The organism is Streptomyces sp. NPDC127068 (assembly GCF_042724695.1).
Taxonomy (GTDB): Bacteria; Actinomycetota; Actinomycetes; order Streptomycetales; family Streptomycetaceae; genus Streptomyces.
The window spans coordinates 38,038-60,474 of sequence record NZ_JBHXEN010000026.1 but is presented as its reverse complement, the minus strand read 5'-3'; the positions used below and the strand labels follow the sequence as shown (position 1 = coordinate 60,474).

At 72.0% G+C, this 22,437-nt stretch carries 20 protein-coding genes; 6 read left to right on the top strand and 14 right to left on the bottom strand.

The window, feature by feature from the left end; genetic code table 11:
• Window positions 1-54 precede the first annotated feature (54 nt).
• The 12 genes from ACFWIA_RS18230 to ACFWIA_RS18175 all read right to left on the bottom strand — a co-directional run bounded on the left by ACFWIA_RS18230 (window position 55) and on the right by ACFWIA_RS18175 (window position 13,915).
• Window positions 55-1,434, bottom strand: coding sequence for an FAD-binding oxidoreductase (locus ACFWIA_RS18230; RefSeq protein ID WP_387005938.1), 1,380 nt, complete (start codon window positions 1,432-1,434; stop codon window positions 55-57).
• A gap of 147 nt (window positions 1,435-1,581) precedes the next feature.
• Window positions 1,582-2,496 (bottom strand): LysR family transcriptional regulator, encoded by a 915-nt coding sequence (locus ACFWIA_RS18225; RefSeq protein WP_387005935.1) that lies wholly within the window; start codon window positions 2,494-2,496, stop codon window positions 1,582-1,584.
• A 75-nt stretch (window positions 2,497-2,571) separates the two neighbouring features.
• A complete protein-coding gene (locus ACFWIA_RS18220; RefSeq protein ID WP_387005932.1) occupies window positions 2,572-4,167 on the bottom strand; it encodes a polyamine aminopropyltransferase in 1,596 nt (531 codons plus the stop codon).
• Window positions 4,168-4,174: 7 nt separating this feature from the next.
• A complete protein-coding gene (locus ACFWIA_RS18215) occupies window positions 4,175-4,612 on the bottom strand; it encodes a DUF350 domain-containing protein (protein ID WP_387005930.1) in 438 nt (145 codons plus the stop codon).
• A gap of 51 nt (window positions 4,613-4,663) precedes the next feature.
• A complete protein-coding gene (locus ACFWIA_RS18210; protein ID WP_387005927.1) occupies window positions 4,664-5,065 on the bottom strand; it encodes a DUF4247 domain-containing protein in 402 nt (133 codons plus the stop codon).
• A complete protein-coding gene (locus ACFWIA_RS18205) occupies window positions 5,062-5,562 on the bottom strand; it encodes a DUF2617 family protein (protein ID WP_387005925.1) in 501 nt (166 codons plus the stop codon). The genes ACFWIA_RS18210 and ACFWIA_RS18205 overlap by 4 nt, the downstream gene beginning before the upstream one ends.
• A gap of 227 nt (window positions 5,563-5,789) precedes the next feature.
• A complete protein-coding gene (locus tag ACFWIA_RS18200) occupies window positions 5,790-8,528 on the bottom strand; it encodes a DUF5682 family protein (protein WP_387006059.1) in 2,739 nt (912 codons plus the stop codon).
• 44 nt (window positions 8,529-8,572) lie between these two features.
• A complete protein-coding gene (locus tag ACFWIA_RS18195; protein ID WP_387005922.1) occupies window positions 8,573-9,685 on the bottom strand; it encodes an AAA family ATPase in 1,113 nt (370 codons plus the stop codon).
• A 10-nt stretch (window positions 9,686-9,695) separates the two neighbouring features.
• Entirely contained in the window at window positions 9,696-11,156 is a 1,461-nt protein-coding gene (locus tag ACFWIA_RS18190; protein WP_387005919.1) for a VWA domain-containing protein, read from the bottom strand.
• Window positions 11,153-12,571: a hypothetical protein gene (locus ACFWIA_RS18185; RefSeq protein ID WP_387005916.1), complete on the bottom strand. Its 1,419-nt coding sequence runs from the start codon at window positions 12,569-12,571 to the stop codon at window positions 11,153-11,155. Before ACFWIA_RS18185 ends, ACFWIA_RS18190 begins: the two co-directional genes overlap by 4 nt.
• Window positions 12,541-13,044 carry a hypothetical protein gene (locus tag ACFWIA_RS18180; protein ID WP_387005913.1) on the bottom strand — a complete coding sequence of 168 codons (504 nt, stop codon included), beginning with the start codon at window positions 13,042-13,044 and terminating at the stop codon, window positions 12,541-12,543. Before ACFWIA_RS18180 ends, ACFWIA_RS18185 begins: the two co-directional genes overlap by 31 nt.
• Window positions 13,045-13,177: 133 nt before the next feature.
• Window positions 13,178-13,915, bottom strand: coding sequence for an SAM-dependent methyltransferase (locus ACFWIA_RS18175; protein WP_387005910.1), 738 nt, complete (start codon window positions 13,913-13,915; stop codon window positions 13,178-13,180).
• Window positions 13,916-14,224: 309 nt separating this feature from the next.
• On the opposite strand from ACFWIA_RS18175, the gene ACFWIA_RS18170 reads away from it, so the two are divergent.
• Window positions 14,225-14,653, top strand: coding sequence for an ATP-binding protein (locus tag ACFWIA_RS18170; protein WP_387005907.1), 429 nt, complete (start codon window positions 14,225-14,227; stop codon window positions 14,651-14,653).
• Window positions 14,654-14,776: 123 nt separating this feature from the next.
• Here ACFWIA_RS18170 and ACFWIA_RS18165 read toward each other — a convergent pair whose 3' ends face one another.
• Window positions 14,777-15,130: an ArsR/SmtB family transcription factor gene (locus ACFWIA_RS18165; protein WP_385493757.1), complete on the bottom strand. Its 354-nt coding sequence runs from the start codon at window positions 15,128-15,130 to the stop codon at window positions 14,777-14,779.
• Window positions 15,131-15,513: 383 nt separating this feature from the next.
• Between ACFWIA_RS18165 and ACFWIA_RS18160 the strand changes: the two genes are divergently transcribed.
• Together ACFWIA_RS18160 and ACFWIA_RS18155 are read left to right on the top strand one after the other, a co-directional pair.
• Window positions 15,514-15,996 (top strand): GNAT family N-acetyltransferase, encoded by a 483-nt coding sequence (locus tag ACFWIA_RS18160; RefSeq protein ID WP_387005904.1) that lies wholly within the window; start codon window positions 15,514-15,516, stop codon window positions 15,994-15,996.
• A 651-nt stretch (window positions 15,997-16,647) separates the two neighbouring features.
• On the top strand, window positions 16,648-18,744 hold the full coding sequence (locus ACFWIA_RS18155) for a SulP family inorganic anion transporter (RefSeq protein WP_387005901.1): 2,097 nt from the start codon (window positions 16,648-16,650) through the stop codon (window positions 18,742-18,744).
• A 121-nt stretch (window positions 18,745-18,865) separates the two neighbouring features.
• Here the strand turns inward: ACFWIA_RS18155 and ACFWIA_RS18150 are convergent, their stop codons facing one another.
• A complete protein-coding gene (locus tag ACFWIA_RS18150; protein ID WP_387005899.1) occupies window positions 18,866-19,357 on the bottom strand; it encodes an ATP-binding protein in 492 nt (163 codons plus the stop codon).
• Between the two features lie 103 nt (window positions 19,358-19,460).
• On the opposite strand from ACFWIA_RS18150, the gene ACFWIA_RS18145 reads away from it, so the two are divergent.
• The 3 genes from ACFWIA_RS18145 to ACFWIA_RS18135 all read left to right on the top strand — a co-directional run.
• Window positions 19,461-20,276 (top strand): SAM-dependent methyltransferase, encoded by an 816-nt coding sequence (locus ACFWIA_RS18145; protein ID WP_387005896.1) that lies wholly within the window; start codon window positions 19,461-19,463, stop codon window positions 20,274-20,276.
• 463 nt (window positions 20,277-20,739) lie between these two features.
• Window positions 20,740-21,900, top strand: a complete 1,161-nt coding sequence (locus ACFWIA_RS18140; RefSeq protein ID WP_387006056.1) for a phosphodiester glycosidase family protein — start codon at window positions 20,740-20,742, stop codon at window positions 21,898-21,900.
• A 97-nt stretch (window positions 21,901-21,997) separates the two neighbouring features.
• A partial coding sequence (locus ACFWIA_RS18135; protein WP_387006053.1) for a response regulator transcription factor occupies window positions 21,998-22,437 on the top strand: 440 nt, incomplete at its 3' end.

Sequence of the window (22,437 nt, the reverse complement as noted above, 5' to 3'; positions counted from 1 at the left end):
CCGGTGGCGGAACCGGCTCGATCCAGCGGGAGGCCCGTCGCACGGACCGGCGGGTCACACCGCCGGCTCGATGTTCTGGTTGCGGCGGAAGACGTTGGCGGGATCGTAGACGGCCTTCAGTGCGGCGAGACGGTCGAGAACCGGCTTCTCGTAGAACTCGGACCGGAACTCGTCCGCGGCCCGCTCTCCGTAGACGAAGTTGAGCGAGCGGCCCAGCGTCCAGGGCCGGACCGCGTCGTCGAGGAGTTGGTGCACGGCACGTACGTCCGCGAGGTTCTGCCCGTCCGGTACGGACAGGATCCGCAGGACGTACGCGGCGTCCCGGAAGCTCAGGGCGCTCGGCGTCTCGGGTTGACGCGCCAGGGCTCCGCCCAGGTGACGGAGGTCCACGATGCACCCCACGGGGGCGTCCGCGCCCGCCAGTTGACGGACCGCTTCGAGGACGGCCGGGTCCAGCTCGCTCAGCAGCACGCTGTTGCCGTCGTAGGGGTGGCTGAAGTCCGGTTCCCGGTAGATGGAACCCGTTTCCCGGTAGGGCAGCTCACCGAGGTGTTCGAGGAGCACGGGAGCGACGTCCAACCAGGGGCGTACCAGATCCGGACCACCGGTCAGGTCGGTCGTGGTGAACCGTACGTGCAGCACGTGCCGACCGCGCAGGACCTCGGGCAGGGAGGGCATCGGCGGGTAGCCGATCATGCCCAGGGAAGCGGTCATGCTGTCCGGGACTCGGGACGTCCACTCACGGAAGAAGGACATCACCGCCACGGCGTGCTCGGAGTCGAAGAACACCCCACCCCCGTAGACACGGGAGACCGATTGGAGGTCGATTTCCAGGCTGGTGACGATGCCGAAGTTGTCGCGCCCGCCGCGGAGCGCCCAGAACAGGTCGGGCTGCTTGGCGGCCGTGACCTCGCGCAGTTCGCCGTCGGCGGTGACGACGTCGAGCGCGCGCACGTGGTCGGCCGCGTAGCCGAACTCACGGGCCAGCAGGCCCATGCCTCCGGCGAGGGTGTAGCCCACGACACCGACGTGTCCGGCTGAGCCGCTGGGCGGGGCCAGTCCGTACGGTTCGGCCCGATCGACGACGTGGTGCCAGCGCGCTCCGGCGTCGATCCGCGCGCGCCGGGTCTCCGGATCGACGGTGACCTCCGTCATCCGGTCGGTCTTCAGGAGCAGGCCGCCGCGGTCGACCACCGTGAGTCCGTGCCCGGTCGACTGCACCGCCACCGCCATCCCCCGTGCGGCGGCGAACCGTACGGCGGCCTGTACGTCGTCGGCGCCGAGCGCACAGACGATGACCGCGGGGTGGTGGCTGAACCCGGCCTGGAATCCGCGCAGTTCTTCGTCGTACCCGTGCGCACCGGGGAGGAGCACATTGCCGCGGACGTCGTCCGCCAGGTCGGAGAAGGGATGCGGAATGCTGTCGGTGGGCATCGTCTACTGTCCTCGTCCTCGTACCGTCCAGGAGCCGTTGGACCCGGGCTCCGCTGCCTCGACCATCCTCGGCGGGAAGGTGATCAGAAGTCCAAGAGCTGGTCCTGCTCGCTGCCAGAAGCGATCCTGCTGGACGAAGGGGGACGGTCAGTCGTCGGCGCGCCCACTGCTGGGGGCGGAGTCCGCCCAGGTCAGCCGGGCATGGCGGAGGAACGCCTTGGCCGCGGGGCCGATCGGCCCGCCCGTGCGCCAGGCGATCGCCATGCGTCCCCGCAGTCCCGGGGGGTCGAAGCCGATCGTTTCGAGTGCTCCGACGTGTTCGGCGGCCAAGGACTCGGGCAGTACCGCGGGTCCGAGGCCACGCGCGGCGAGTTGGGCCAGCACCCCGGGATCACCCGTCTCCAGGGCGATGCGGGGCTCGAATCCCGCGGCGCCGCACGCCTCGTCCAGACATGCGCGTATGCCGGTGCCCCTGGGCAGGCTGATCAGGGGCCGGTCGCGCAGGGCGTCGATCGCGACCGTGCGCCGGCCGGCCAACGGATCGTCGGGGCGGACCGCGATGACGAGCGGTTCGTCCACGAAGACGTCCAGTTCCACGTCCGGTGGGGTGGTGGCGGTCAGGGCCACGACCGCCACGTCGAGCCGCCCGGTGTGGAGGCCCTCCAGCAGGGAGTCGGAGTCGTCCTCCAGCAGGGTGATCTCCACGGCGGGATGGGCCTGGTGGAAGTCCGCCAGCACGCCGGGCGTGCCGAGCCCCGGGCACGAGCGCACCGTCCCCACCGAGACACGTCCCCGCACCAGCGCCGCGAACTCGTCGGAGACGAGCCGCACGGCGGCCACCCCGCCCAGTACCGTACGGGCGTGGGCGAGGACCGCCGCGCCCACCTCGGTCAGGCGCACGGTCCGCCCCGAGCGGTCCAGGAGCTCGTGGCCCAGCTCCCGCTCCAGTCGCCGCACCTGTGCGCTGACCCCCGACTGCGCCACGTACAGCCGTGCGGCCGCCTTGGTGAAACTCGCTTCCTCCGCCACCGCGACGAAGTACTCCAACTGCCGCAGCTCCATGACGGACAGGCTAGTACGACCGGAACCCCGTCCCGTCATCACCGGTGGCGGCCACGGCGAACGGGGCGGGAGGAACTAGTAGTTCCGCCACTCGTGGCGGGTGTACTCCAGGACCGCGGGGTCCATCAGTGTGCTCGCCCGCACCTCCTGGCGACGGCGGTCGACCGGGAAGACGGCGGAGGCACGGAGCACGGAGCCGTCCAGGAACCTCAGCCCCGGGGCGTCCGCGGCCAGGCGCAGCGGCGGTGGGGTGTCGGTGTCCGCGGTGGCGAGGAGGAAGCCCCAGTTGCCGAAGCTGGGCACGTCGACCTGGAAGGGCGTGGTGGTGTAGCCGGCCTCGGCGAGCGTTTCGGCGATCGACCAGTAGGTCTTGGGGGCGAAGAACGGGGAGCCGCCCTGGACGAGCACCTGACTGTCCGGGTGCAGGACCTTGCCGAGCAGGTGGTAGAACTCCACGCTGTAGAGCTTGGCCAGTGCGGCGGTGTCCGGGTCGGGGAAGTCGATGAGGACGGCGTCGTAGCGTCGGGTGGCGTCCCGCAGCCAGTTGAAGGCGTCGGCGTGCACGGCCGTGACCCGCGGGTCGTCGAAGGCTCCGTCGTTCAGTTCGGCGAGCGGCGGGAAGGTGCGGGCCAGCCGGGTCATCGCCGGATCGAGGTCGACGAGCGTCACGTCCTCGACGTCGTCGTAGCGCAGGACCTCCCGCAGGGCGAGCGCGTCACCGCCGCCGAGGATCAGCACCGACGCGCGCTTCTTCGACAGGGCGGGGTGGACGAGCGCCTCGTGGTAGCGGTACTCGTCCACGGAGGAGAACTGGAGGTCGCCGTTGAGGTACAGGCGGGTGTCCGGGGACCCGGTGAACGCCCGGGAGCGGGTGATCACGATGTCCTGGTAGGGCGTGGTCTCCGCGTGGATGATCGGGTCGCGGTAGAGCTGTTGCCGGGCGCTGACCTCGATCTCGTCGGCCAGCACGTACACCGTGCCGAGCACGCCGAGGACGGCCGTCATGCCTGCGAGCAGACCGATCCGCACGAGGCGGCGCATCTCGTGGCGGAAGATCCACAGCACGACGGCGACACCGGCGGTCGCATTGACGGCGCCCACGACCAGCGCGCCCTGGAGTTGCCCGAAGGCCGGCAGGAGCAGGAACGGGAAGGCCAGTCCGCCGACCAGGGCGCCGATGTAGTCGACCGCGAACATGTCGGCGACGGCGCTGCCCGCCTCCTGCCGTTTGATCCGTTGCAGGAGCGTCATCAGCAGCGGGATCTCGGCGCCGATGAGCAGTCCGACCGCGAACGACACCACCACCATGGCGGGCATGTAGATGCGCAGCCAGGCGAACGACACGTACAGGATGAGCACCGACAGGCCGCCGACGAGGGCAAGGGTGCCCTCGATCAGTGCGAAGCCGCCGACCGCTCGTTTCTGGAGCGGTTTGGCGGCCAGCGAACCGACGCCCATGGCGAAGACCATGACGGACAGGACCACGGAGGTCTGCATCACGGAGTTGCCGATGAGGTAGCTGCCGAGCGCGGTGAGCGCCAGTTCGTAGGTCAGGCCGCAGGCAGCGCAGATGAACACCGCGAGCAGCAGCAGGAACCGTGCCCCCCGTGACGGGGGCCCGTGCGCGGGGGGCGCGGGCTGGGACGTCCGGGGGGCTGTGTCGGTACTCATGGGGTGGTCAGGAGACGGCCGCGCCGACCATGAAGGCCGTACCCAGGTACATCGCGGCCTGGACCCAGGCCGCGGGGTGCGGGCGGTCGCCGGTGTCCTCCAGGACGACGGCGCCCAGGCGGCCCGGGGTCAGCAGACCCACGACGAGGGAGATGAGCGTCATGACGGCGACCCCGGCGAGCCCGTAGAGCAGGGTGCTGGCCAGTCCGTGCCCGAGGCCCTGTTCGGATTCGCTGGCCCGGATCGACTGTTCGATGACCAGGCCGATGGCGATCGTCTGGCCGGCGAGGAGGACGGCCGCCCCGCGGTTGCGTTCGGTCCACACCACGTGGAACAGCTTGCCGGGGGTGACGAGGTCGAGGGCGATGAAGCCCACCGCCATCACCACGAAGCCGACGAGGCCGTAGAGCAGGGCGATGCCTGCCGACTCGAAGATCTCTGCCACGGTGGTGCCTTTCGCTGGGGTCGTTGAGGGGCTCGGACGGGCGGCGGTGGGCTACTTGCCGGCGCCGGGGCCCCCGCCGCGGAATTCGTTGCTGTCCGGGTGCGGCCACTGCGAGGGCAGCTTTCCGCTCCACCGCTGGTATCCGGTGCGATAGTCCGCGATCTCGATCTGACTGCCCCGCTGGTAGGGGGCGACGGCGACGATGTCGTCCCGGTAGCGGAGGAAGACCGTGTCACCCGTGGTGTCCACGTCCTGTGCCGAGGTGTGGTCGTCTATCTCGTCGGCGACCTCCGACGGCAGGTCCTGCTTGTCGACGTAGCCGACGGGCACCAGCGTGTACTGCTGGGTGATCCATTGGTACGGGACGGCGTTGGTCGGCTCCGAGCTGTCGGAGCAGGCGGCGAGGGCCACCGTGGCGAGGAGCGTCGCGCTGATGCGGCGTGCGGTCTTCATCGGGCCTCAAGTCGGGTGTGCGTCGCCACGATCCGGCGGCTTTGCGGATAGGTGTGCCAGGTGCGCCAGCTCAGTCCCGCGGCGAGCGGGTCCACGACCAGTGCCGTGACTGCTTCGGTGGCGCCGGGGAAGATCCCGTACAGCGCGCGGGGGTGGGTGTCGGACATCCGGCGGACCCAGGCCACCTCGTCGCTGAACTCCTCCGGGGTGAAGTCCCGCACCCGGGCGCCGAATCGGTACTCCCAGCCGTCGAACGCGCGCACCGTGTCGGGCAGGCCCCCCGTGGCACCGGGCAGGCAGGCCACGGTCTCCCGGACGGGGCCGGCGAACACCTGGTGGGACGCGCCCAGCAAGCGGAGGTGCACCTCGATGCCGCTGACCGTGAGCTCGCGCACCGCGAGGGCGTCACGTGGACGCTGGTCGAGGGAGAAGCAGAGCTGGTCGGCGTCGGTGTCCAGGTACGGGGTCGTCAGGGCTATGCCGGAACCGTCACTCATCCGGCGCGGTCCCGCCGCACCGGTGGCACGGGTCTGTGGCGTCCGGCGCCTCCCCCGCGCACGTCCCTCAGGACGGCAGCCTCGAACGTCACAGTGGCCCCCCGCATTCACGGTCGTGTCGAATTCCCGCTGAGTATGCTACAAATCTCGGCCGCCGCCGGACGGCGGGGCCGGGTCCCCCCACTCGACCCCCCGCCGCGCATGTTCCGGCGTCGCCAGCGCCGCTCTCAGCCGGTCGTCAGCAACGCTCCCAGCGCCTTCGCCGTGTCCGGGTGACGGGCGATGAGCTCCGCTCCGGCGGGGTCGGCCGGCTCCCACGGCCCGTCGCAGCCCAGGAGTGCCGCGATCGCGGCGCAGGTCGCCGGGTGGGCGGTGAGCAGGGATGCCCCGCCGTGCGGCGGCGGCAGCACGGGTGGGGCCGCCGGAGTGCCCTGCCACGGCGGCACCCAGGCGTCCAGGGCGGAGAGTTTGCCCGGAAAGGTCCGCCCCGCCTCGCGGATCAGCAACGGCGCCAGTTCGGTGCCGCCCGCGCGCAGGGTGCTGATCAGGGTCGGTAGCCAGGGCAGGAGCACCGGGTCCGGTAGCCGGGCGAACGCGTTCGACACCGCCTCGACGACGAAGTCGGCGAGCTGCGGCACGGGTTCCAGTGCGTGCAGGAGCCCGCTGAGGTAGTGCGGGTAGGACGGCACCACCAGCGGGTTGTCCAGCAGGCCGTCGCAGCGGGCGCGCAGTTCGGCCCGGGAGGTCCGCCCCAGGTGCACCTCGGCCGCCCACAGCAGCGCCACCTTGGCGGGCTCCTGCGGATGGGACTGGGCGATCGCCAGCTCCAACTGGTGGCGGTCACAGCCCAACGAGAGGGCGAGGCCCTCCATGCCGAACAGGAAGCCCAGCATCGCGGAGACCTGCCGGACGGTCGCGTCCTCGGCGGTGGACGCCGTGGGCAGCAGGGTGCAGTAGTGGGCGTAGCCCGTGGTGACGAAGGACTCGATCCACGGCGGCAGCGTCGGGCGGGCGGTCCGGTAGTGCCCGAGGAGGCGACGTGTCCGGCGCAGTACCTCCGGTGCGCCGTCGACGCTGCGCTCGGTCGCCAGGACTTCCAGGGCACGCCGACCCAGTTCGTCGGCGAGCCGGTGGCCGGGCAGGTACAGCGTGGCGTCCTCGACGGCTTCGAGGACGGTCGCCGTGGTGGCCTGCGGGTCGTGGGCGACGCGGCGGAGGCGTTGTTCCAGGACCTGCTCGATGCTGACGCCCTCGTAGCCGAGTTGGATCAGTGCCCGCTGATGGGTGCCGAGGGCGAGGTCCCAGGACTCCTGGATCGGTCGCTCGCCGAGGCGGCGCTCGCCCATGATCGGTCGGGCGGCGCCCTGCGGCATCAGTCGGTGCAGCATCCACAGCACGTCGGAGCACCGTTCCAGCTCCGGCCGCGCGGTCATGTCCAGCAGGGCCCGTTGCACTCCGCGGCGTTCCGGTTTCAGCCCCAGGGGGGCGAGCCGGTCGTGGACGTCCCGGGCGAGCGGCGGCAGCGCGTCGTAGCCGACCCGGCCGATCCGGTCGCCGCCCATGAGGATCTCCACCAGGCGGCGCACGTCGCGCCGCCCGGGCACCATGTCCTTCTCGATGCAGGTGATCGCCGCGTCCTGGAAGTCGTAGGGCGTGGGTCTGGCCCGGTCGCGCATGCCGGCGAGCAGGATCGAGGTCTCGAACACGGCGATGGCGTCGGCGGTGGAGGCGAGGTATCCGTTGCGGCGTGCGGAGCGCACGATCTCCACGGACCAGCCGAGCAGTTCGGCCTCGTCGAGTCCGTCGAGGACGGGCGGGCGCCGGAGGAAGCCGGAGAGCTGGTCCGGGAGCGCGTCGCCGGCTCCGGGGGTGGTCGGTGGCGGCTTGCGGGGCTGCCCCGGTTGTCGGGGTCCCGCCTGTCCCGCCAGCCGGAAGGGACGGACCCGGGTGCGGCGGAGGTTCTTGGCCCACTGGGTCGCGGCGATCGACACGGAACCCGCGGCGAGCCCGAACTGGGCCTCGATCGCCGCGTGGCTGGACGGGATGAGGCCGTAACTCCACGGGGTCGCGGTGCGGGGGCCGATCTCGAAGCCGTCGGCGCCGTGGACACCGAACTCCGCGACCCGGCTGGCCGCGTGGAAGGCCCCGCAGACGTAGAGGCAGTCCGCGGGATCGGTCCCGGAGGCGGCGAGGTGTGCGCGCATCCGCGTCCACATGTACCGTTCGCGGTCCTCGTCGACGCGCAGCCGCTCCGGATCGCCGGGGGCCAGCCGGCGGAACAGGCTGCCGATCAGGAACATGACCTGGCGGTAGGTGTGGTGATCGCTGTCGCCGAGCGGCACCTCGACGTACTGGTGCCACCACTCCGACCAGTGGCGTACCCGCCCGTGGTGCAGCAGGTGCTCCTCCAGTTCGGCGAAGCGCGGACGGAGGTCGCCGATCTTCACCCCGACCGCGTCACCGTGCAGCGCGGCCTCCTCGTCGGCGGGTGAGGCGTCGGCGGGGCCCGGTCCCGGGGTGCGGTGGTCGCGGGCCTGCCACTGGTACACGTGGTCCGAGGAGCGGTCGACCAGCACCAGTTCGACGTCGGGTGTGTCCAGCGCGTAGGCGATCGCCTGGTACTCGGCCGACGCCTCGGTGAGCGGGGCGACCACGGACAGCGGTGCCCACGCGGCGGGGAAACCGTCCACTTCGCTCGCGAACGCCTGCACCGCGACCGGCAGCGTGCAGTTGCGCAGCTCGGTCAGGAGGGGGGCCATGTCCTCGCACAGTTCCACGTACACGACCCTGGGCTGCTTCTCGCGCAGCCGCCGGGCCATCGCGGTCGCGGAGGCCGGCGAGTGGTGGCAGACGGGGAAGACCTCCAGTGGTTCGCGGACCGCGCGGTCGACGTCGTCGACGATTCCGAGGAGGATGCCCTCCAGGGCGTCGGGGCCGTCGGCGAAGGCCGCAGCGGCCTGCTGCATCTGGGTGCGCAGCGCGTCGAATCCGGTCCCCTCGTGTGCGGGGATCACGACAGGGTGGCGATCGCGTCGCGGCCGCCCTCCAGGAACGGGCTCCACTGGCCGCCCTCCTCCTTGCTGCGCGGCTCCACGACTCCGTGCAGGTACTTGTTGAGGATGGCCAGGTCCTCCGGTTCGCGTCGGGCCAGCGAGCCCACGAGCGAGGAGGCGAGGGTGCGGGCCGTCAGTGCGCGCTCACCGAAGAAGGTGCCGTGCAGGACGGCGTCCTCCAGTACGCCGATCTGTTCGGCGGTGGACAGCGCGGACTCCAACCGCTCGTCGTCGCTGGCCGCCGCGGCGGAGGCGGCGCGCAGGTCGGCGAAGCTGCGCAGCAGCACGTCGAGCAGGGTGGGCGGCACCTCCAGCTCCAGTTGGTGGCGGCGCAGCAGTTCCTCGGTGCGGAAGCGGACGATCTGCGCCTCGCTCTTCTTGTTCGTCACCACGGGGATGCGGACGAAGTTGAAGCGGCGCTTGAGCGCGGAGGACAGGTCGTTGACTCCGCGGTCGCGGCTGTTGGCGGTGGCGATCACGGAGAAGCCGGGCTTCGCGAACACGATGTTGTCGCTGTCCAGTTCGGGGACCGACAGGTACTTCTCCGACAGGATCGAGATCAGGGCGTCCTGCACGTCGCTGGTGGAGCGGGTCAGTTCCTCGAACCTGCCGATCGCGCCGGACTCCATCGCGGTCATGATCGGCGAGGGGATCATCGACTCCCGGGACTGGCCCTTGGCTATCACCATGGACACGTTCCAGGAGTACTTGATGTGGTCCTCGGTGGTGCCGGCCGTGCCCTGGACCACCAGGGTGGAGTTGCGGCAGATCGCGGCGGACAGCAGTTCGGCCAGCCAGCTCTTGCCGGTTCCGGGGTCACCGATCAGGAGCAGGCCGCGGTCGGAGGCCAGCGTGACGATGGACCGTTCGACGAAACTGCGGTCCCCGAACCACTTCGGGGAGATCTCGCGGTCGAGGCCGTCGGAGCGCTCGGACCCGAGGACGAACAGGCGGACCATCTTGGGTGACAGGCGCCAGGTGAAGGGCTTGCGGCCGTCGTCGACGGACTCCAGCCAGTCCAGCTCCTCGGCGTACTTGATCTCGGCGGGGGCGCGCAGCAGGTCGGACATGGATGCCTTTCTAGGCGAGGAACGTCTTGAGCTCGTGGACGAGCTTGCGGATGTGGCCGGAGAGGACCGGTGTGCCGAGGTCTTTGAAGCGTGCGCGGAACCACGGGTTGACGCTGCCGCGACCGGAACTGCTGACCGAGCCGACCGGGATGAACTTGACTCCCGAGCGGTGGAGGGCGGTCATGCTCTCGAACAGCGGCTCGGCCTGCCACTCGTAGAAGTCCGAGATCCACACGACGACGGTGTTGCGGGGTTCGGCGACCTTCGGGCCGGCCAGTGCCATGGCGACCGTGCCGTCGGTTCCGCCGCCGAGTCGGGTGCGCAGCAGGGTTTCGAACGGGTCGTGGACCCAGGGGGTGAGGTCGAGGGCCCGGGTGTCGTAGGCGATCAGGTGGACGTCCACCTTGGGCAGTCCCGCGAAGATCGACGCCAGGATGGTGCAGTTGACCATCGCGTCGACCATGGAGCCCGACTGGTCGACCACGACGATCAGTCGCTGGGGCGTGGTCTTGCGCGCGGTGTGGCGGTAGTAGAGCCGGTCGACGTAGAGCCGTTCCTCTTCGGGGCTCCAGTTGGTGAGGTTCTTCCAGATGGTGCGGTCGAGGTCCAGGTTGCGGAACACCCGCTTGGGTGGGACGGACCGGTCCAGGGCGCCGACGGTGGCCTGGGCGACCTGGGTGCGCAGCACCTCGGCGACCTCGTCGACGAAGCGGCGGATCAGGGACTTGGCGTTGGCCAGTGCCACGCCGGAGAGGTTGTCCTTGTCGCGCAGCAGCTGCTCGATCAGGGACATGCTCGGGGTCAGTCGCCCGGCGAGCCGGGGATCGGCGAGCACTTCGCGCAGCCGCATGCGCCGTACGAGCGCGGCTTCGATCGCGCCGAGTTCGGGTCCGATCTCGGGGATCAGACGGCTGGGGTCGGGGGTGGTTCCGGCGCTGTCGGTGCCGGTCGGGCCGACCCCCGTTCCGGGTCCCCCCGCGGCTCGGCCGGCGCGCAGTTGGCCGGGGGCGCAGCCGAGCGCGCGCTCCAGCCAGCCCGCGTCGGACTGCCAGCGGGCGAGTTGCTGCGCGGTGACCGGCCCGGTGCCGGAGGAGTAGACGTTGAGGAGGATCTTGGACACCAGTGCCGCGCGCCGTACCTCCGCGGCCCGGTCACGGTCGTCGCCTCGGTCGTCGCGGTCGCCGTCGCCGTCGCCACCGTCGTCGTCCGGGGAGCCGGTTGCCGGCCCGGGTGCGGTGAGCATCAGGCCGTCGAGTTCGGCGGCGAGCTCGGGGTGGCGCTGGACGACCGAGTCGACGGAGACCTGCGGGTCGAGGAGCGTGGACGGCAGTCCGATGTCGTCGACCACGGCGAGGCTCGCCGCTTCCAGTGCGGGCTGTTCCTCGGGGTCGAGGAGTCGGGCGAGGAGTCGCCAGTACAGGACCTGCCGGCGGTTGTCGTGGGAGGTCGCTCCCGGGGTGGGTTCGGTCATGTCCGCAACAGCTTTCCGGCGCGCTCGCGCAGCACGGCCACGGCGTCCGTCGCGGCCTTCTCGGCCCTGGCGCCGACCTTGTCGCTGGTGCCGCCGGCCCAGGCGCCGGCGTGGACGGCGACGGTCTTCTTCCGGACCGCGGTCTCGACGGCGAGCGGCTGCACGCGGTACGTGCCGTCGTCCCAGCGGAGCAGGCCGATGCACGCGTTCGATGCCGCGACGGCCTCGGGGGTGAGCGGTCCGGCGATCGGCACGCGGTCGGTGGCGACCGCGAGTCGGTGTCCGGCGAGGGTGAAGGTCGGCTCGGCGGCGTCCTGTTCGACGGTGTAGCCCTGCAGGAGGACGGGGACGGCGATGCCCGCGGGGTGTCGGTCGAGGGGCGCGGTCGCCGCACGGGTCGCGGTGGGCAGGACCACCCGGGCCGTGGTGAAGGGGGCGGCGGGTTCGCCGGCGCGGGCCTGTTCGTCGTTCCAGATCAGGTCGCCCCCGGCGGTGAGCGGCATCGCGGAGAGGTCCATCGCCCGGCCCTCGCTGACGGCGTTCAGCAGCGACAGGTGCGGGCGGAGCAGTTGCCACGCTCCGGCGCCCACGACCGTGTCGGGTTTCGGTGCTGACGCGGCGGCGCGGACGAGCCGCGGTGGGCTGCCGTCGGCGGGTTCGAACACCGCGTGGACCTGGGCCTGTACCGCGGTCGCGTGTTCCTGGAGGTCGATCCCGAGGGGCAGCAGCCGTCCGGTGGCGGGGGTGGTCGCCGGTGGGGTGAGCGCGCCGGGCAGGGTCAGCAGCACGGCGCGCGACCAGAGGTCGGCCCAGCGTCGGACGGGTACGCGTTCGAGGGCGGTTCCGGGGCAGGAGGCGGCGAGTTCGGCGGCGAAACCGTCGAGGAGGGTCGCCAGGCGCCGTAGGCCAGGGACCGGCAGCATCGCGGAGACGATCGGGGCGGCGCCGGAGACCGTCTCGTGGTCGATGCCGGTCCATCCGCCGCGGGCCAGTTCGGACAGCCAGGAGCGGGCCGCTGCGAGGAGGTTCGCCGCCAGCGGTTCGCCCGGTGCCGGGAAGGAGCTCTCGCCGGTGGGCCGTCCGATCGCTTCGTCGACGCGGCTGGTGAGTGCGTCGTGGACGGAGCCGAGCAGTGCGCTGCGGGCGGCGGCCAGGGTGAGGAGGTGTTCCTCGTCGGCGGCTCCGGCGACGGTCTTGGCGGCGGCCTCGGTGACGCGCGCGGCCAGTGGCGTCCCGCCCAGGGCGTGGGCGAGAGCCGTCACGCCGGCGGCCCGGTCGGACGGCGGGCGGAGCAGGCCGGCGACGAGGGCGCGATCGAAGCCGTCGACGGCGGTGAGGGCCTCGTCCAGCCCGGCGATCGGTTCGCTGAGGACGTCGACACGCATCACGCCACCGCCCTGGTCGGCGGGAACCACTGCATCTCGGGCACCGGGACGGTGGTCGGATCGAGTTCCAGGTAGGCGAGGTGGCGCAGGAAGCGGCTGAAGACCGGTGCGGCGGCCGTGGTGTCGCCCTGCGGGGGGCGGGTGCCGCTCATCGCCGTGGTGAGGGTCTGTGCGGTGAGCTCGTCACCGGTGGCGTCCACGCGCAGGTAGCGGGCGACGCGTTCGGCACCGTACTGGAGCACGGCCTCGACCAACAGCGCGCGGATGTGGTTGCAGTAGGTGCCGCGCGCCCCGCCGCAGGGCCGGTTGTTGTTGGTGCTACAGGCGAACGCGTAGGTGCCGGCCGTGACCGACGAGACGTACACCCGCCCGATGTCGGAGCCGCTGGACACCACGCCCTGCACGCGTCGGTCGGCCAACTCGACGAACGGCACCTTGGCGAGCTTGCGCGGCCGTGCGGGCGGCACCACCCGCGCCGTACTCGACCTCTCCCGATCTGACAACGCGCCATCTCCTCCGCACACCACAGGGACGTCCGCGCCGGATCGGCGGGACGGGTACGAACCTAGGTGCGAGCACTGACAACGCGGGTCGGGCGCCCGTCGGAACGGGCGCGGAGGGGGCGGTGGCCGCTGCTCAGTCCGAGGTGCGGCGCAGCACCAGGCTGAGGAAGCCCCAGGTGTCCCGGTAGACGCGCAGCCATTCCGCGCGTCGGGTGGCCGCCGTCGCGAGGGCCTCGGCGCCGTCGGGGTGGTCGGGGTGGTCCAGGCCCCACGCGGCCAGCGTCCCCCAGCACGCCCACTCGTAGTCGTCGAGTTCCCGACGGGTGCTCACATGGCCGTGCACGGGTGTCCAGCCGTCGGCGGTCACCAGGTCCACCGTGGTGGCCAGGTCGGCGAAGTCCCCGAGCATCTCGATGGCCTCCCGGGTGGGTTCGCTCTGCCAGATGCCGTCCCCCACCAGCACGTGTCCGCCGGGGGCGAGGTGTTCGCGCGTGGCGGCGAGGGTGGGGAGGAGTCCGCCGAAGGCGTGGGTGGCCCCGACGCTGAGCACGACGTCGAAGGGGTGGTCCGGGGCGAACTCCTCGGCTGGCCTGCGGTGCAGGGTCAAGCGGTCCTGTACGCCGAGGTCGGCGGCGGCGGCACGGGCCTGGGCGAGCGCGTCGGCGGAGACGTCGACCCCCTCGGCACGCAGTCGGGGGCGGCTGGCCAGGGCGCGCAGCAGCCACTCGGCCGGGCCGCAGCCGAGGTCGAGGACCCGGGCGTCCTCGCGGGGGATCGCGCGGTCCAGGAGCCGGTGCACCGACTCGTCGTCGAGCGGGGCCTTGACCGGGTGGTGGGTGTGGGCGATCCGGGAGATCTGTTCGTGGTTCATCGGCGCAGCCTGGCACCGACCTGTTGCCTCTCGCACCCATTTTTCGGGTGCCCCGCTGCGGTCGGCGCCCGGTGACGGCGGACGGGGCGTCCCGTGGTCGACGTGTGTCCCGGCACGGCCGGTCCGGGAATTGCGGAGTTCTGCAATTGTCTACATCATGGCTTCCCTGCCGTACAGGACCGGGCTGCCGGGCCGGATTCCACGAGGCGGCCGGGGCCGCCCTCGTGTGGCCTGCGGCCCCTGCGACCTCGACGAGGAGGGCACTGTGACGATGCCGGGCCCGCGGTGCCCGTGCCGGACGGCGGAACGGTGAGGACCACGCCTCCCGAGCACTGGCCGCTGCGGCACGTGCTGGTGCTGCCCACGACGGGCGAATCGGTGCGGACGGTACGCGAGATGACCGAACTGGTGCTGGTGGAGTGGGGCATCGACTGCCGTCATCCGAGCGTCGACCCGGCGCTGCTGATCGTGTCCGAACTGGTCACCAACAGCGTTCGACACGCCGCCGCGCTCTCACCGACGGTGACGGTCACCTACGTGGCCAGCGCCGATGCCCTGGCCTTCGCCGTCCATGACCGCCACCCCTATCAACCTGCCCTGTACGGTTCGCTCGCCGGTGGTCCGGGCAGCGGTCTGGCGACCGTCGTGGAGCTCACCATGGGCCTCGGCGGCACGGCGGTGCTGCGCGGCGACGCCGACGGGCGGGGCAAGAGCATCTGGATCACCCTCCCCCTCTAGCGCTGCGCCGGGAGGCGGCGTCGGGGCCCGCCGAGGCCGGTGGACGGCGTGGAGGACCGGCCCGGCTGCCGGATGAACGGGACTTCGCGCAGGTCCTGGAGGGGCACCCCGGCGAACCGGCAGTCAGGGAACGTCCGTCCGCACCTCGGCGGCGCGTAGCTCGGTCAACAACTCGTGCTGCCCGGCGAGCATTTCGGTGAGGATGCGGCGGGCCGCGCGCATCAGGTCGGCCACGTCCCCGCCCGCCAGCGCGTAGACCACCGTGGACCCCTCGCGGGTGGCCGTCACGATGCCGGAGCGCCGGAGGACCGCCAACTGCTGTGACAGGTTGGACGCTTCGATCTCGATCTCACCCAGCAGTTCGCGAACCGGTTTGGGCCCGTCCTGGAGCAGTTCCAGCACCCGGATGCGCACCGGGTGCCCCAACATCCGAAAGAACTCCGCCTTCGCCTGATACAGCGGTACTGCCGCGTTCACCGCCCGCTCACCCCGTTCTCCGTGTCGCCCGTACTGGTGCCATGCTCGCATGCGGGCCGCATGACGTCCCCGACTCCCCGCAGCGGGGAGATCCCGCGGAGGCACCGTGGGACGTGCCGGAGCCGTTGTTGCCCGGGGAGACGGAGACGGGGCGAGGCGCCCGTCCGGCCCGGGAGACGACTGAACGGCGGCGTACGGTTCCGGGTATTGACGTGTTCGGAACACGCGCCGGCCGCTACGATGCGCAGCATGGAGTGCTTCGACGCCTGGCGTACGCGTCACTGAGGAGGCCGGCTCACCGCCGATCCCGTGGCAGGGAGCGGGCCGACCGATGCCCCCTGTCCCGCCCGGGTATCACGCCCTCAGCCCGAGAGGCACGCTCCGTGCTCATCCGCGCATTCACCCAGCACGACCTGGCACCACTCACCGCACTGACCATCGACACGTTCCGGCCGTTCTACGAGGAGTCCTTCCGTCCCTCGGTGGGCGAGGCCGTCTTCGCCGTTCAACACGGCACCTGGCGCGACGACTACCGCGCACAGGTCGCCGGACTCCACGCACCCGAACGACACGCGTACGTCGCCGTCGCCGAAGTCGGAGCCGACATCGCGGGCTACGTGGCGTGGAACGTCGACCCGGCCCGCAAGAAGGGCGAGGTGACGCTCCTCGCCGTCGTGGCCCGGCACCGGCGCCACCGCATGGGCACGGCACTGTGCGCGCACGCCTTCGACCGGATGCGCGACCTCGGCGCCGAGGTCGTCGAGATCGGCACCGGAGGAGACCGGTTCCACGCACCGGCCCGAGCCCTGTACGAGGCGCTCGGGTGCACTCCCTACCCGTTCACGGTCTACTTCCGTCAGCTCTGACCCTCCCGGGCGGGGTGCCCCCGGGCGCCCCGCCCGGGCCGACAGGCGGCTTCACATCCGCTTCCGCAACAGACTCCAACTAGTCAATTGCAAAATTCTTCATATCTACGAATCGGCGTGCCCGGCGGTTTCTGCGGGGGCATCCCTGGCTCTCGGGACGCGCGGCGCGAGCCCGTACCGGGGCGAACATCAGGGCTGTGACCAGGCACGACGCTCAGGGAGTCGACCGTGCGCTTCGCCTTGTGTGCGGGAGGCGGCAGCACACCGGGCGGGGGTGAACCCGCGGCCCCATGAGGCCGCTCTCACCGTGATCTCACCGACGGCTCACACCACCGGCGCATGATCCGGCCCGAGGTGCCCGTCCGGACGCCTCAGGAACCCCAGTTGTCCCAGCCGCTCGACAGGGAGCGCGGCGTGCGGCGACCACCGGTCCGCCCCGGAGGACCGGAGGCGTCACCGCGGGCGGGCCCGACGTGGTCGACGGGCCCGCCCGGCGCCCTCCTCGACGACCTCAGACGCCCACGGGAAGGGCGAACCCTGCGGGGCGGCAGCGGAAACGCACTCCCTCCCACCCATGCGTCCGCGCACCCGGCACGAGCCCGGGGGAGCCGCACGGCTCGTCGACGTGCACGACGCAGCGAAAGGAACACGGTGTCGTCAAAACGAACACGTCCCGGTGCGGGACGGCACGCGCGCAGGAGCGGCGGATCGACCGCGGGCGATCCGTCCGGGTCGTTGTCCCCGGCCGCCCTCGGCGCGGACCTGATGGCGTCAGTGGTCGTCTTCCTGGTCGCGCTGCCGTTGTGCATCGGCGTCGCGGCGGCGTCGGGCGTACCCGTGTCCCTGGGCATCATCTCGGGCATCGTGGGCGGCCTGGTGGTCGGTTTCCTGCCCGGCAGCACCTTCCAGGTGAGCGGACCGGCCGCCGGACTCGCCGTACTGGTCCTGGAGTTCACCACGGAGCACGGGGTCGGCCTGCTCGGCGTCGTGGTGCTCGTCAGCGGCGTCCTCCAGATGGCGCTCGGGCTGTTGAAATTGGGCCGGGTCTTCCAGTCGATCTCACTGTCCGTGGTGCAGGGCATGCTCGCCGGCATCGGTCTGCCACTGATCCTCAGCCAGACCTACGCCCTGGTCGACTCCAAACAACTCGGCACCGCCCTCAAGAACATCGCGGGGCTCCCCGACCTCGCTGCCGACGTCCTGGGGGACTCCCGCAAGGGCGCGGCGCTCGCCCTGGGCGCGATGGCCGTGGTGATCTGCTTCCTCTGGAAGAAGGTTCCCGACCCGCTCGGCAAGGTGCCGGCGCCGCTGATCGCGGTGGTGCTGGGCTCGGCGGTCGCCGCGCTGCCCGGGTTCGACGTCAAGAAGGTCCAAGTCGGCAATCTGCTGGACGCGGTGGACTTCGTGGGGCTCGCGGACTTCCACGGGCTCACCGACCCGAAGGTCCTGACGATGGTCGTCACCTTCACCGTCATCGCCTCGGCGGAGAGCCTGTTCAGTGCCGCGGCCGTCGACCGCATGCACACCGGCCCGCGCACCAAGTACAACGCCGAACTCTTCTCCCAGGGCGTCGGCAACACCCTCTGCGGATTCCTCGGCGCACTCCCCATGACCGCGGTCATCGTCCGCAGCGCCGCCAATCTCCAGGCCGGCGCCACCACCAAGGTCTCCCGGATCCTGCACGGCGCCTGGCTGCTCGGCTTCGGGCTGCTGCTGCCGGGCCTGCTGGGGTTGATCCCGGTCACGATCCTCGCCGGCGTGCTCCTCCACGCGGGCTGGAAGCTCTTCAACCCGCCGTCGTTCCTGAAGATGTGGCGGACCGACCGGGGCGAGGGTCTGGTCATGTTCGTCACCACGGGCGCCATCGTCGTCACCGACCTGCTGGACGGTGTCATCGGTGGTCTGGCCGTCGCCATCGTGCTCACCGCCCTGCGCATGTCCCACCTGTCCGTGCGCAGGGTCAGCGAGGGCGACGCGACCCGTCTGGTGCTCAGGGGCAACGCGACCTTCCTGCGGCTGATCCGGCTGATCCGTGCGCTGGACTCGGTCGTGGGCGATTCACGCGTCGTGGTGGACGCCCATGCCGTGACCCACCTCGACCTGGCGTGCCGGGCCCAGATCGAGGAGTGGGCGGAGCAGCAGCGCAAGTCGGGTGCCGAGCACATCGAGGTGCTGCTGCCCGGCGACGGGCCGGCCGCGGAAGCCGAGCCCCCGTCCGGCGGAAAGGCCGACGGAAAGGCCGACGGAACCGGTTCCCGGGCCGGGGACTTCATCACCGAGTCCGATGCTCCGGCCACCGGGCAGCCCTGGCCCGCCGAGCAGCCCGGCACCTCCGCGCCGTACGGGGCTGCCGGCACCACCGCACCGCAAGCGCCGGCCCACGGCTACGTCCAGGGGGCCGGCCACGAGGCCGCACCGGCTCGCCCGCACCCGTACGCGCAGCCGCACTCCGGGATGGGTGGTCAGGTCTACGGGAGGGCGGCGTACCAGCAGCACGCGGTGCAGCACACCCAGGTGCACCTCGCGCACCCGGCCCACAGTCACCGGTGGCAGGGTCCCCTGGAACCCCAGGCCGCGGCACCGTCCCAGGAGTACGGGCACGAGGAGCCGATGCCCCCGGGCGGCCCCGGCGAGGAGTACGGTGCCGGCTCCGCGCACTTCCCGCTCCACCCCGACGACCCGTACCCCTCCCATGGGGGCGACGGCGGCTGGACGGACCCCCGGTACGGCGGAGGGCAACCCGGCTGAGCCCGGCACGCCCTTTCTTCTGCCCACGAATTGCAGAAGTCTTCAATTCCGCATATGCCATGTTGACCGTGTCGGCACTCCCTGGCCGGCACGGTCCGTGCAGGGCGTCGGGCAGCCCTGCCTAAAACTGGGCCCACACCGTCTGGCCGGAGTCGGTCTGGCGGGCGCCCCAGGCATCGGACAGGGCCACCACGACCTCCAGTCCCCGGGCGTATTCCCGCAGGTCACGCACCGGGTCACCGCCGCTCTCGGCGCTGGCGGCAGGACGGGGACCGGGCAGGCAACTGCACGGCGGTCCGTGGACGGTGACGCGGACGACGCCCCGCTGCCAGTGTTCGACCTGGCAGCGGACCCGCTCGACTGCGGCGCGCCCCGGTACGGCGCCGGAGTGCAGGACCGCGTGCGTGACGATCTCGGAGGCCACCAGGGTCGCCGTTTCGGTGACCGTCTGGTCCACGTGCCACCGGGCGAGCGCCGCGCGGACGTGCGCCCGTGCCTGCCGGGGGCCCTCCGGGCCCGCCTGCACATATCTGGCGAGCGTGCGCGGCCGGTCCGCCGGGCGTCCGCCCTGCTGAGGGCCCGACCGGGACTCGGGGCGCTCCTGGTCGGCCATACCTCCACGATGCGCGCAAGTCGTACGGCCCGCAATATGGCTGCATGAGGTGATGTCCGGCGCACGTGAGGAACGAGCGGCCGCCGCCCCGAGGAGCCGCACCATGACCGAGCCCGTTCCGCCGCGCGAGGCACCGACCGGCGTCGACACCGGCGTCCCGCACTCGGCGCGCATCTGGAACTTCTGGCAGGGCGGCCACCTCTTCTACGAAGCCGACCGGGTCGCCGGAGAGGCGTTCGCGGCGGAGGTGCCGGAGATCCGGGAGCTCGCCCTGTCGAGCCGTCAGTTCCTGCGGCGCTCGGTCCGGTGGGCGGTGACCGAGGCGGGTCTGCGCCAGGTGCTGGACCTGGGCGCGGGGTTGCCGTCCGAGCCGAACGTCCACGAGATCGCCCAGGCGGCCGACCGCACGGCCCGCGTGGTGTACGTGGACAACGACCCCCTGGTCACCGTGCACCAGGCGGCGTACCTGGACAGCACCCCGCAGGGTGCCACCGCGTACGTCCACGCGGACGTCCGCGATCCGGAGCGGGTGCTGACCGAGGCGGCCCGCACGCTGGACCTCGCCCGGCAGCCGACGGCCCTGGTGTTCAGCGACATGCTCGGCCACATCACGGATCTCGACGAGGCGTACGCGCTGGTGCGGCGGCTGGTCGACGGGGTCGCCCCGGGCAGCTGTCTGGTGCTGAGCCACACTGCGCCCAGTTCCCGGCTGCCGGCACTGGCCACGGCCAACGACCACTACGCCGCGGCCGGCGGCGTCCCGTACCTCCTGCGGACGCCCGAGCAGATCGCCGGCTTCTTCGAAGGGCTGGACCTGGTGGCGCCCGGGCTGGTCCCGATGCCCCGTTGGCGGCCCGACGGCAGCACCCTCGGCATCGCGGCCGACGTGGGGTGGGGTGCCGTGGCCCGCATCCCCTGACCGTCCCACCGCACCGCGCGACCGCAGCCGACCGCCGCTCCCCCGTCCGATCGCCGGCAGGAGGGAGGGCTGGAGCGGTGGAGGGTGCCCCCGAAGCACCCGAAGGAGTGTGTTTTCTGATCCGTTCGCGTAGCGCGGGGAGGTGATCCCCCACTGTCACCGACCCTTCTGATGGACTCGCTCACCGACCGAAGCCCGTTCCACCGGGCGGAAGTTGGACGGGTGACCAGCGAAGGGAGCACGCGCAGTGACAGAACGCGGTACGGGACGGGCGACCGGACCCCGCCGACGGCCTCGCGCCGAACGGTCCGGGTCCGCCGGAGAGCGCGCCCGGGTCAGGGCACTGTGGACGGCGTACCTCGCCTGCACCGCGCTGACCGCCACTGCCCTGTCCGCCGCGGCTCCGGCCAGCGGCGCCCAGGCCGCGGACCGGGCGCCGTCGAAGAGGGCCCTCGCGGGCGCGGTGCGCGGCGCGCCGCCCGGGGCCCACGGTTCGCTGGGGGTGACCCAACGCGTCGCCGGCGGGGTGACGTACCGTCACTACGACATCGAGACCCCGCGCGGGGTGACGCACGGACACCTGGTCACCGTGGACCTCGGTGCCCCCGGGGTCAGTGTCGGGCTGCTGTACCCGTCGGTGGTCGGCGCCCGGGCCACCGTGTCCTCACTGGCGAACACCGCGGGCGCCGTCGCCGGGGTCAACGGCGACTTCTTCAACATCTCCGAGGCCCAGCATCCGGGCGTGTCACCGACCTACGCACCGGTCGGCCCGGCCATCGCCCAGGGACGGGCCCTGAAGGCCGCGGTCCCCCGCAAGCAGCGCTTCGGACCGTCGTTGCCGTCCGGCACCAGCCCCGAGGACGTGCTCGGTGTCGACACCACGGGCCGGGCCCGGCTGGACCGGCTCCGGCTGGACGGGGCGTTCACCACACCGGACGGCACGGTGAAGCTGCACGGACTCAACCAGTACGCGCTCAAGGTCGGCTCCGTGGGGGCCTTCACCCCCGACTGGGGCAGCCGCTCCCGACTCCGCGCGACCTGCGGCAGCGACACCAGTCGGGGCGCGCCGTGCAGCGAGGACACCCATGAGGTGGCGGTGCGCGGCGGCGAGGTCGTCAAGACCGCCGACGTGCCGGGCAGCGGACGCGTTCCCGAGGGAACGACGGTCCTGGTCGGACGGGAGGAGGGCGCCGGGCGGCTGCGGAAGCTGTCGGTGGGCGACGCGGTGACGGTACGGCACCGACTCGTCCCGTCGGTGGCGGACGTGTCGTACCGGTTCGCGATCGGCGGGTTCCCGGTCCTGCGCGGCGGCACTCCGCTCGCCGGGCTCGACACCGCGGCCTCGGCGGTGCGCACGGCGGTGGGCATCGCCGGCGGCGGGCGCAAACTGCTGTTGTTCGCCGTGGACGGGGCGACGGCCTACCGCAAGGGCCTGACCGTGGCGGAACTGGCCCGGGTACTGCGGGACGCGGGCGCCGAGGACGGGTTCAACCTCGACGGGGGCGGCTCGACGACCCTGGCGACCCGGGCCTCGGGCGCGAGCAGGACGTCGGTGCGCAACCATCCCACCGACGGTTCCGAGCGCATGGTCGCCAACGGGATCGGCGTGTTCGCCGCGGAGTGACGACGCGTCCCCGGTCGGTCGGTCGACGAGTGAGCGGGGAGCGCACCGGTCCGATCGTCGTACCTCCTCTACGATCATCGACGTGTGCGCAGAAGTCATGGTCGCCGAAGATGACGACAAACAGGCCGAACTGATCCGTCGCTATCTGGAACGCGAGGGACACACCGTCACGCACGCCCGTGACGGTCTGTCCGTCCTGGAACGGGTCCGGCAGCACGAGCCGGACCTGCTGATACTCGATGTGATGATGCCGAGGGCCGACGGCCTCGACGTCATACGGGTGCTGCGGGCCGAGTCCCGTGAACTGCCGGTGCTGATGCTCACGGCCCGCAGCACCGAGGACGACCTGTTGCTCGGGCTCGACCTCGGCGCCGACGACTACATGACCAAGCCGTACAGCCCGCGCGAGTTGATGGCCCGGGTCCGGACCCTGCTGCGCCGGGCGCGGGCCCCGCCCGGGGGCGGGGCCGCGCCGCCGCCCGGAACCGGAACCCCGCGGAGGGGGGGGGCGGGCGCCGGGGCCCCCCCGCCCCCCCA

Excerpts from the sequence above, each read along its gene's own strand:
- ACFWIA_RS18210 (WP_387005927.1), bottom strand. The coding sequence starts at position 5,065 with ATGAAGACCGCACGCCGCATCAGCGCGACGCTCCTCGCCACGGTGGCC.
- ACFWIA_RS18220 (WP_387005932.1), bottom strand. The coding sequence starts at position 4,167 with ATGAGTACCGACACAGCCCCCCGGACGTCCCAGCCCGCGCCCCCCGCG.
- ACFWIA_RS18195 (WP_387005922.1), bottom strand. The coding sequence starts at position 9,685 with ATGTCCGACCTGCTGCGCGCCCCCGCCGAGATCAAGTACGCCGAGGAG.
- ACFWIA_RS18145 (WP_387005896.1), top strand. The coding sequence starts at position 19,461 with ATGACCGAGCCCGTTCCGCCGCGCGAGGCACCGACCGGCGTCGACACC.
- ACFWIA_RS18175 (WP_387005910.1), bottom strand. The coding sequence starts at position 13,915 with ATGAACCACGAACAGATCTCCCGGATCGCCCACACCCACCACCCGGTC.
- ACFWIA_RS18150 (WP_387005899.1), bottom strand. The coding sequence starts at position 19,357 with ATGGCCGACCAGGAGCGCCCCGAGTCCCGGTCGGGCCCTCAGCAGGGC.
- ACFWIA_RS18225 (WP_387005935.1), bottom strand. The coding sequence starts at position 2,496 with ATGGAGCTGCGGCAGTTGGAGTACTTCGTCGCGGTGGCGGAGGAAGCG.
- ACFWIA_RS18190 (WP_387005919.1), bottom strand. The coding sequence starts at position 11,156 with ATGACCGAACCCACCCCGGGAGCGACCTCCCACGACAACCGCCGGCAG.
- ACFWIA_RS18230 (WP_387005938.1), bottom strand. The coding sequence starts at position 1,434 with ATGCCCACCGACAGCATTCCGCATCCCTTCTCCGACCTGGCGGACGAC.
- ACFWIA_RS18200 (WP_387006059.1), bottom strand. The coding sequence starts at position 8,528 with ATGCAGCAGGCCGCTGCGGCCTTCGCCGACGGCCCCGACGCCCTGGAG.
- ACFWIA_RS18205 (WP_387005925.1), bottom strand. The coding sequence starts at position 5,562 with ATGAGTGACGGTTCCGGCATAGCCCTGACGACCCCGTACCTGGACACC.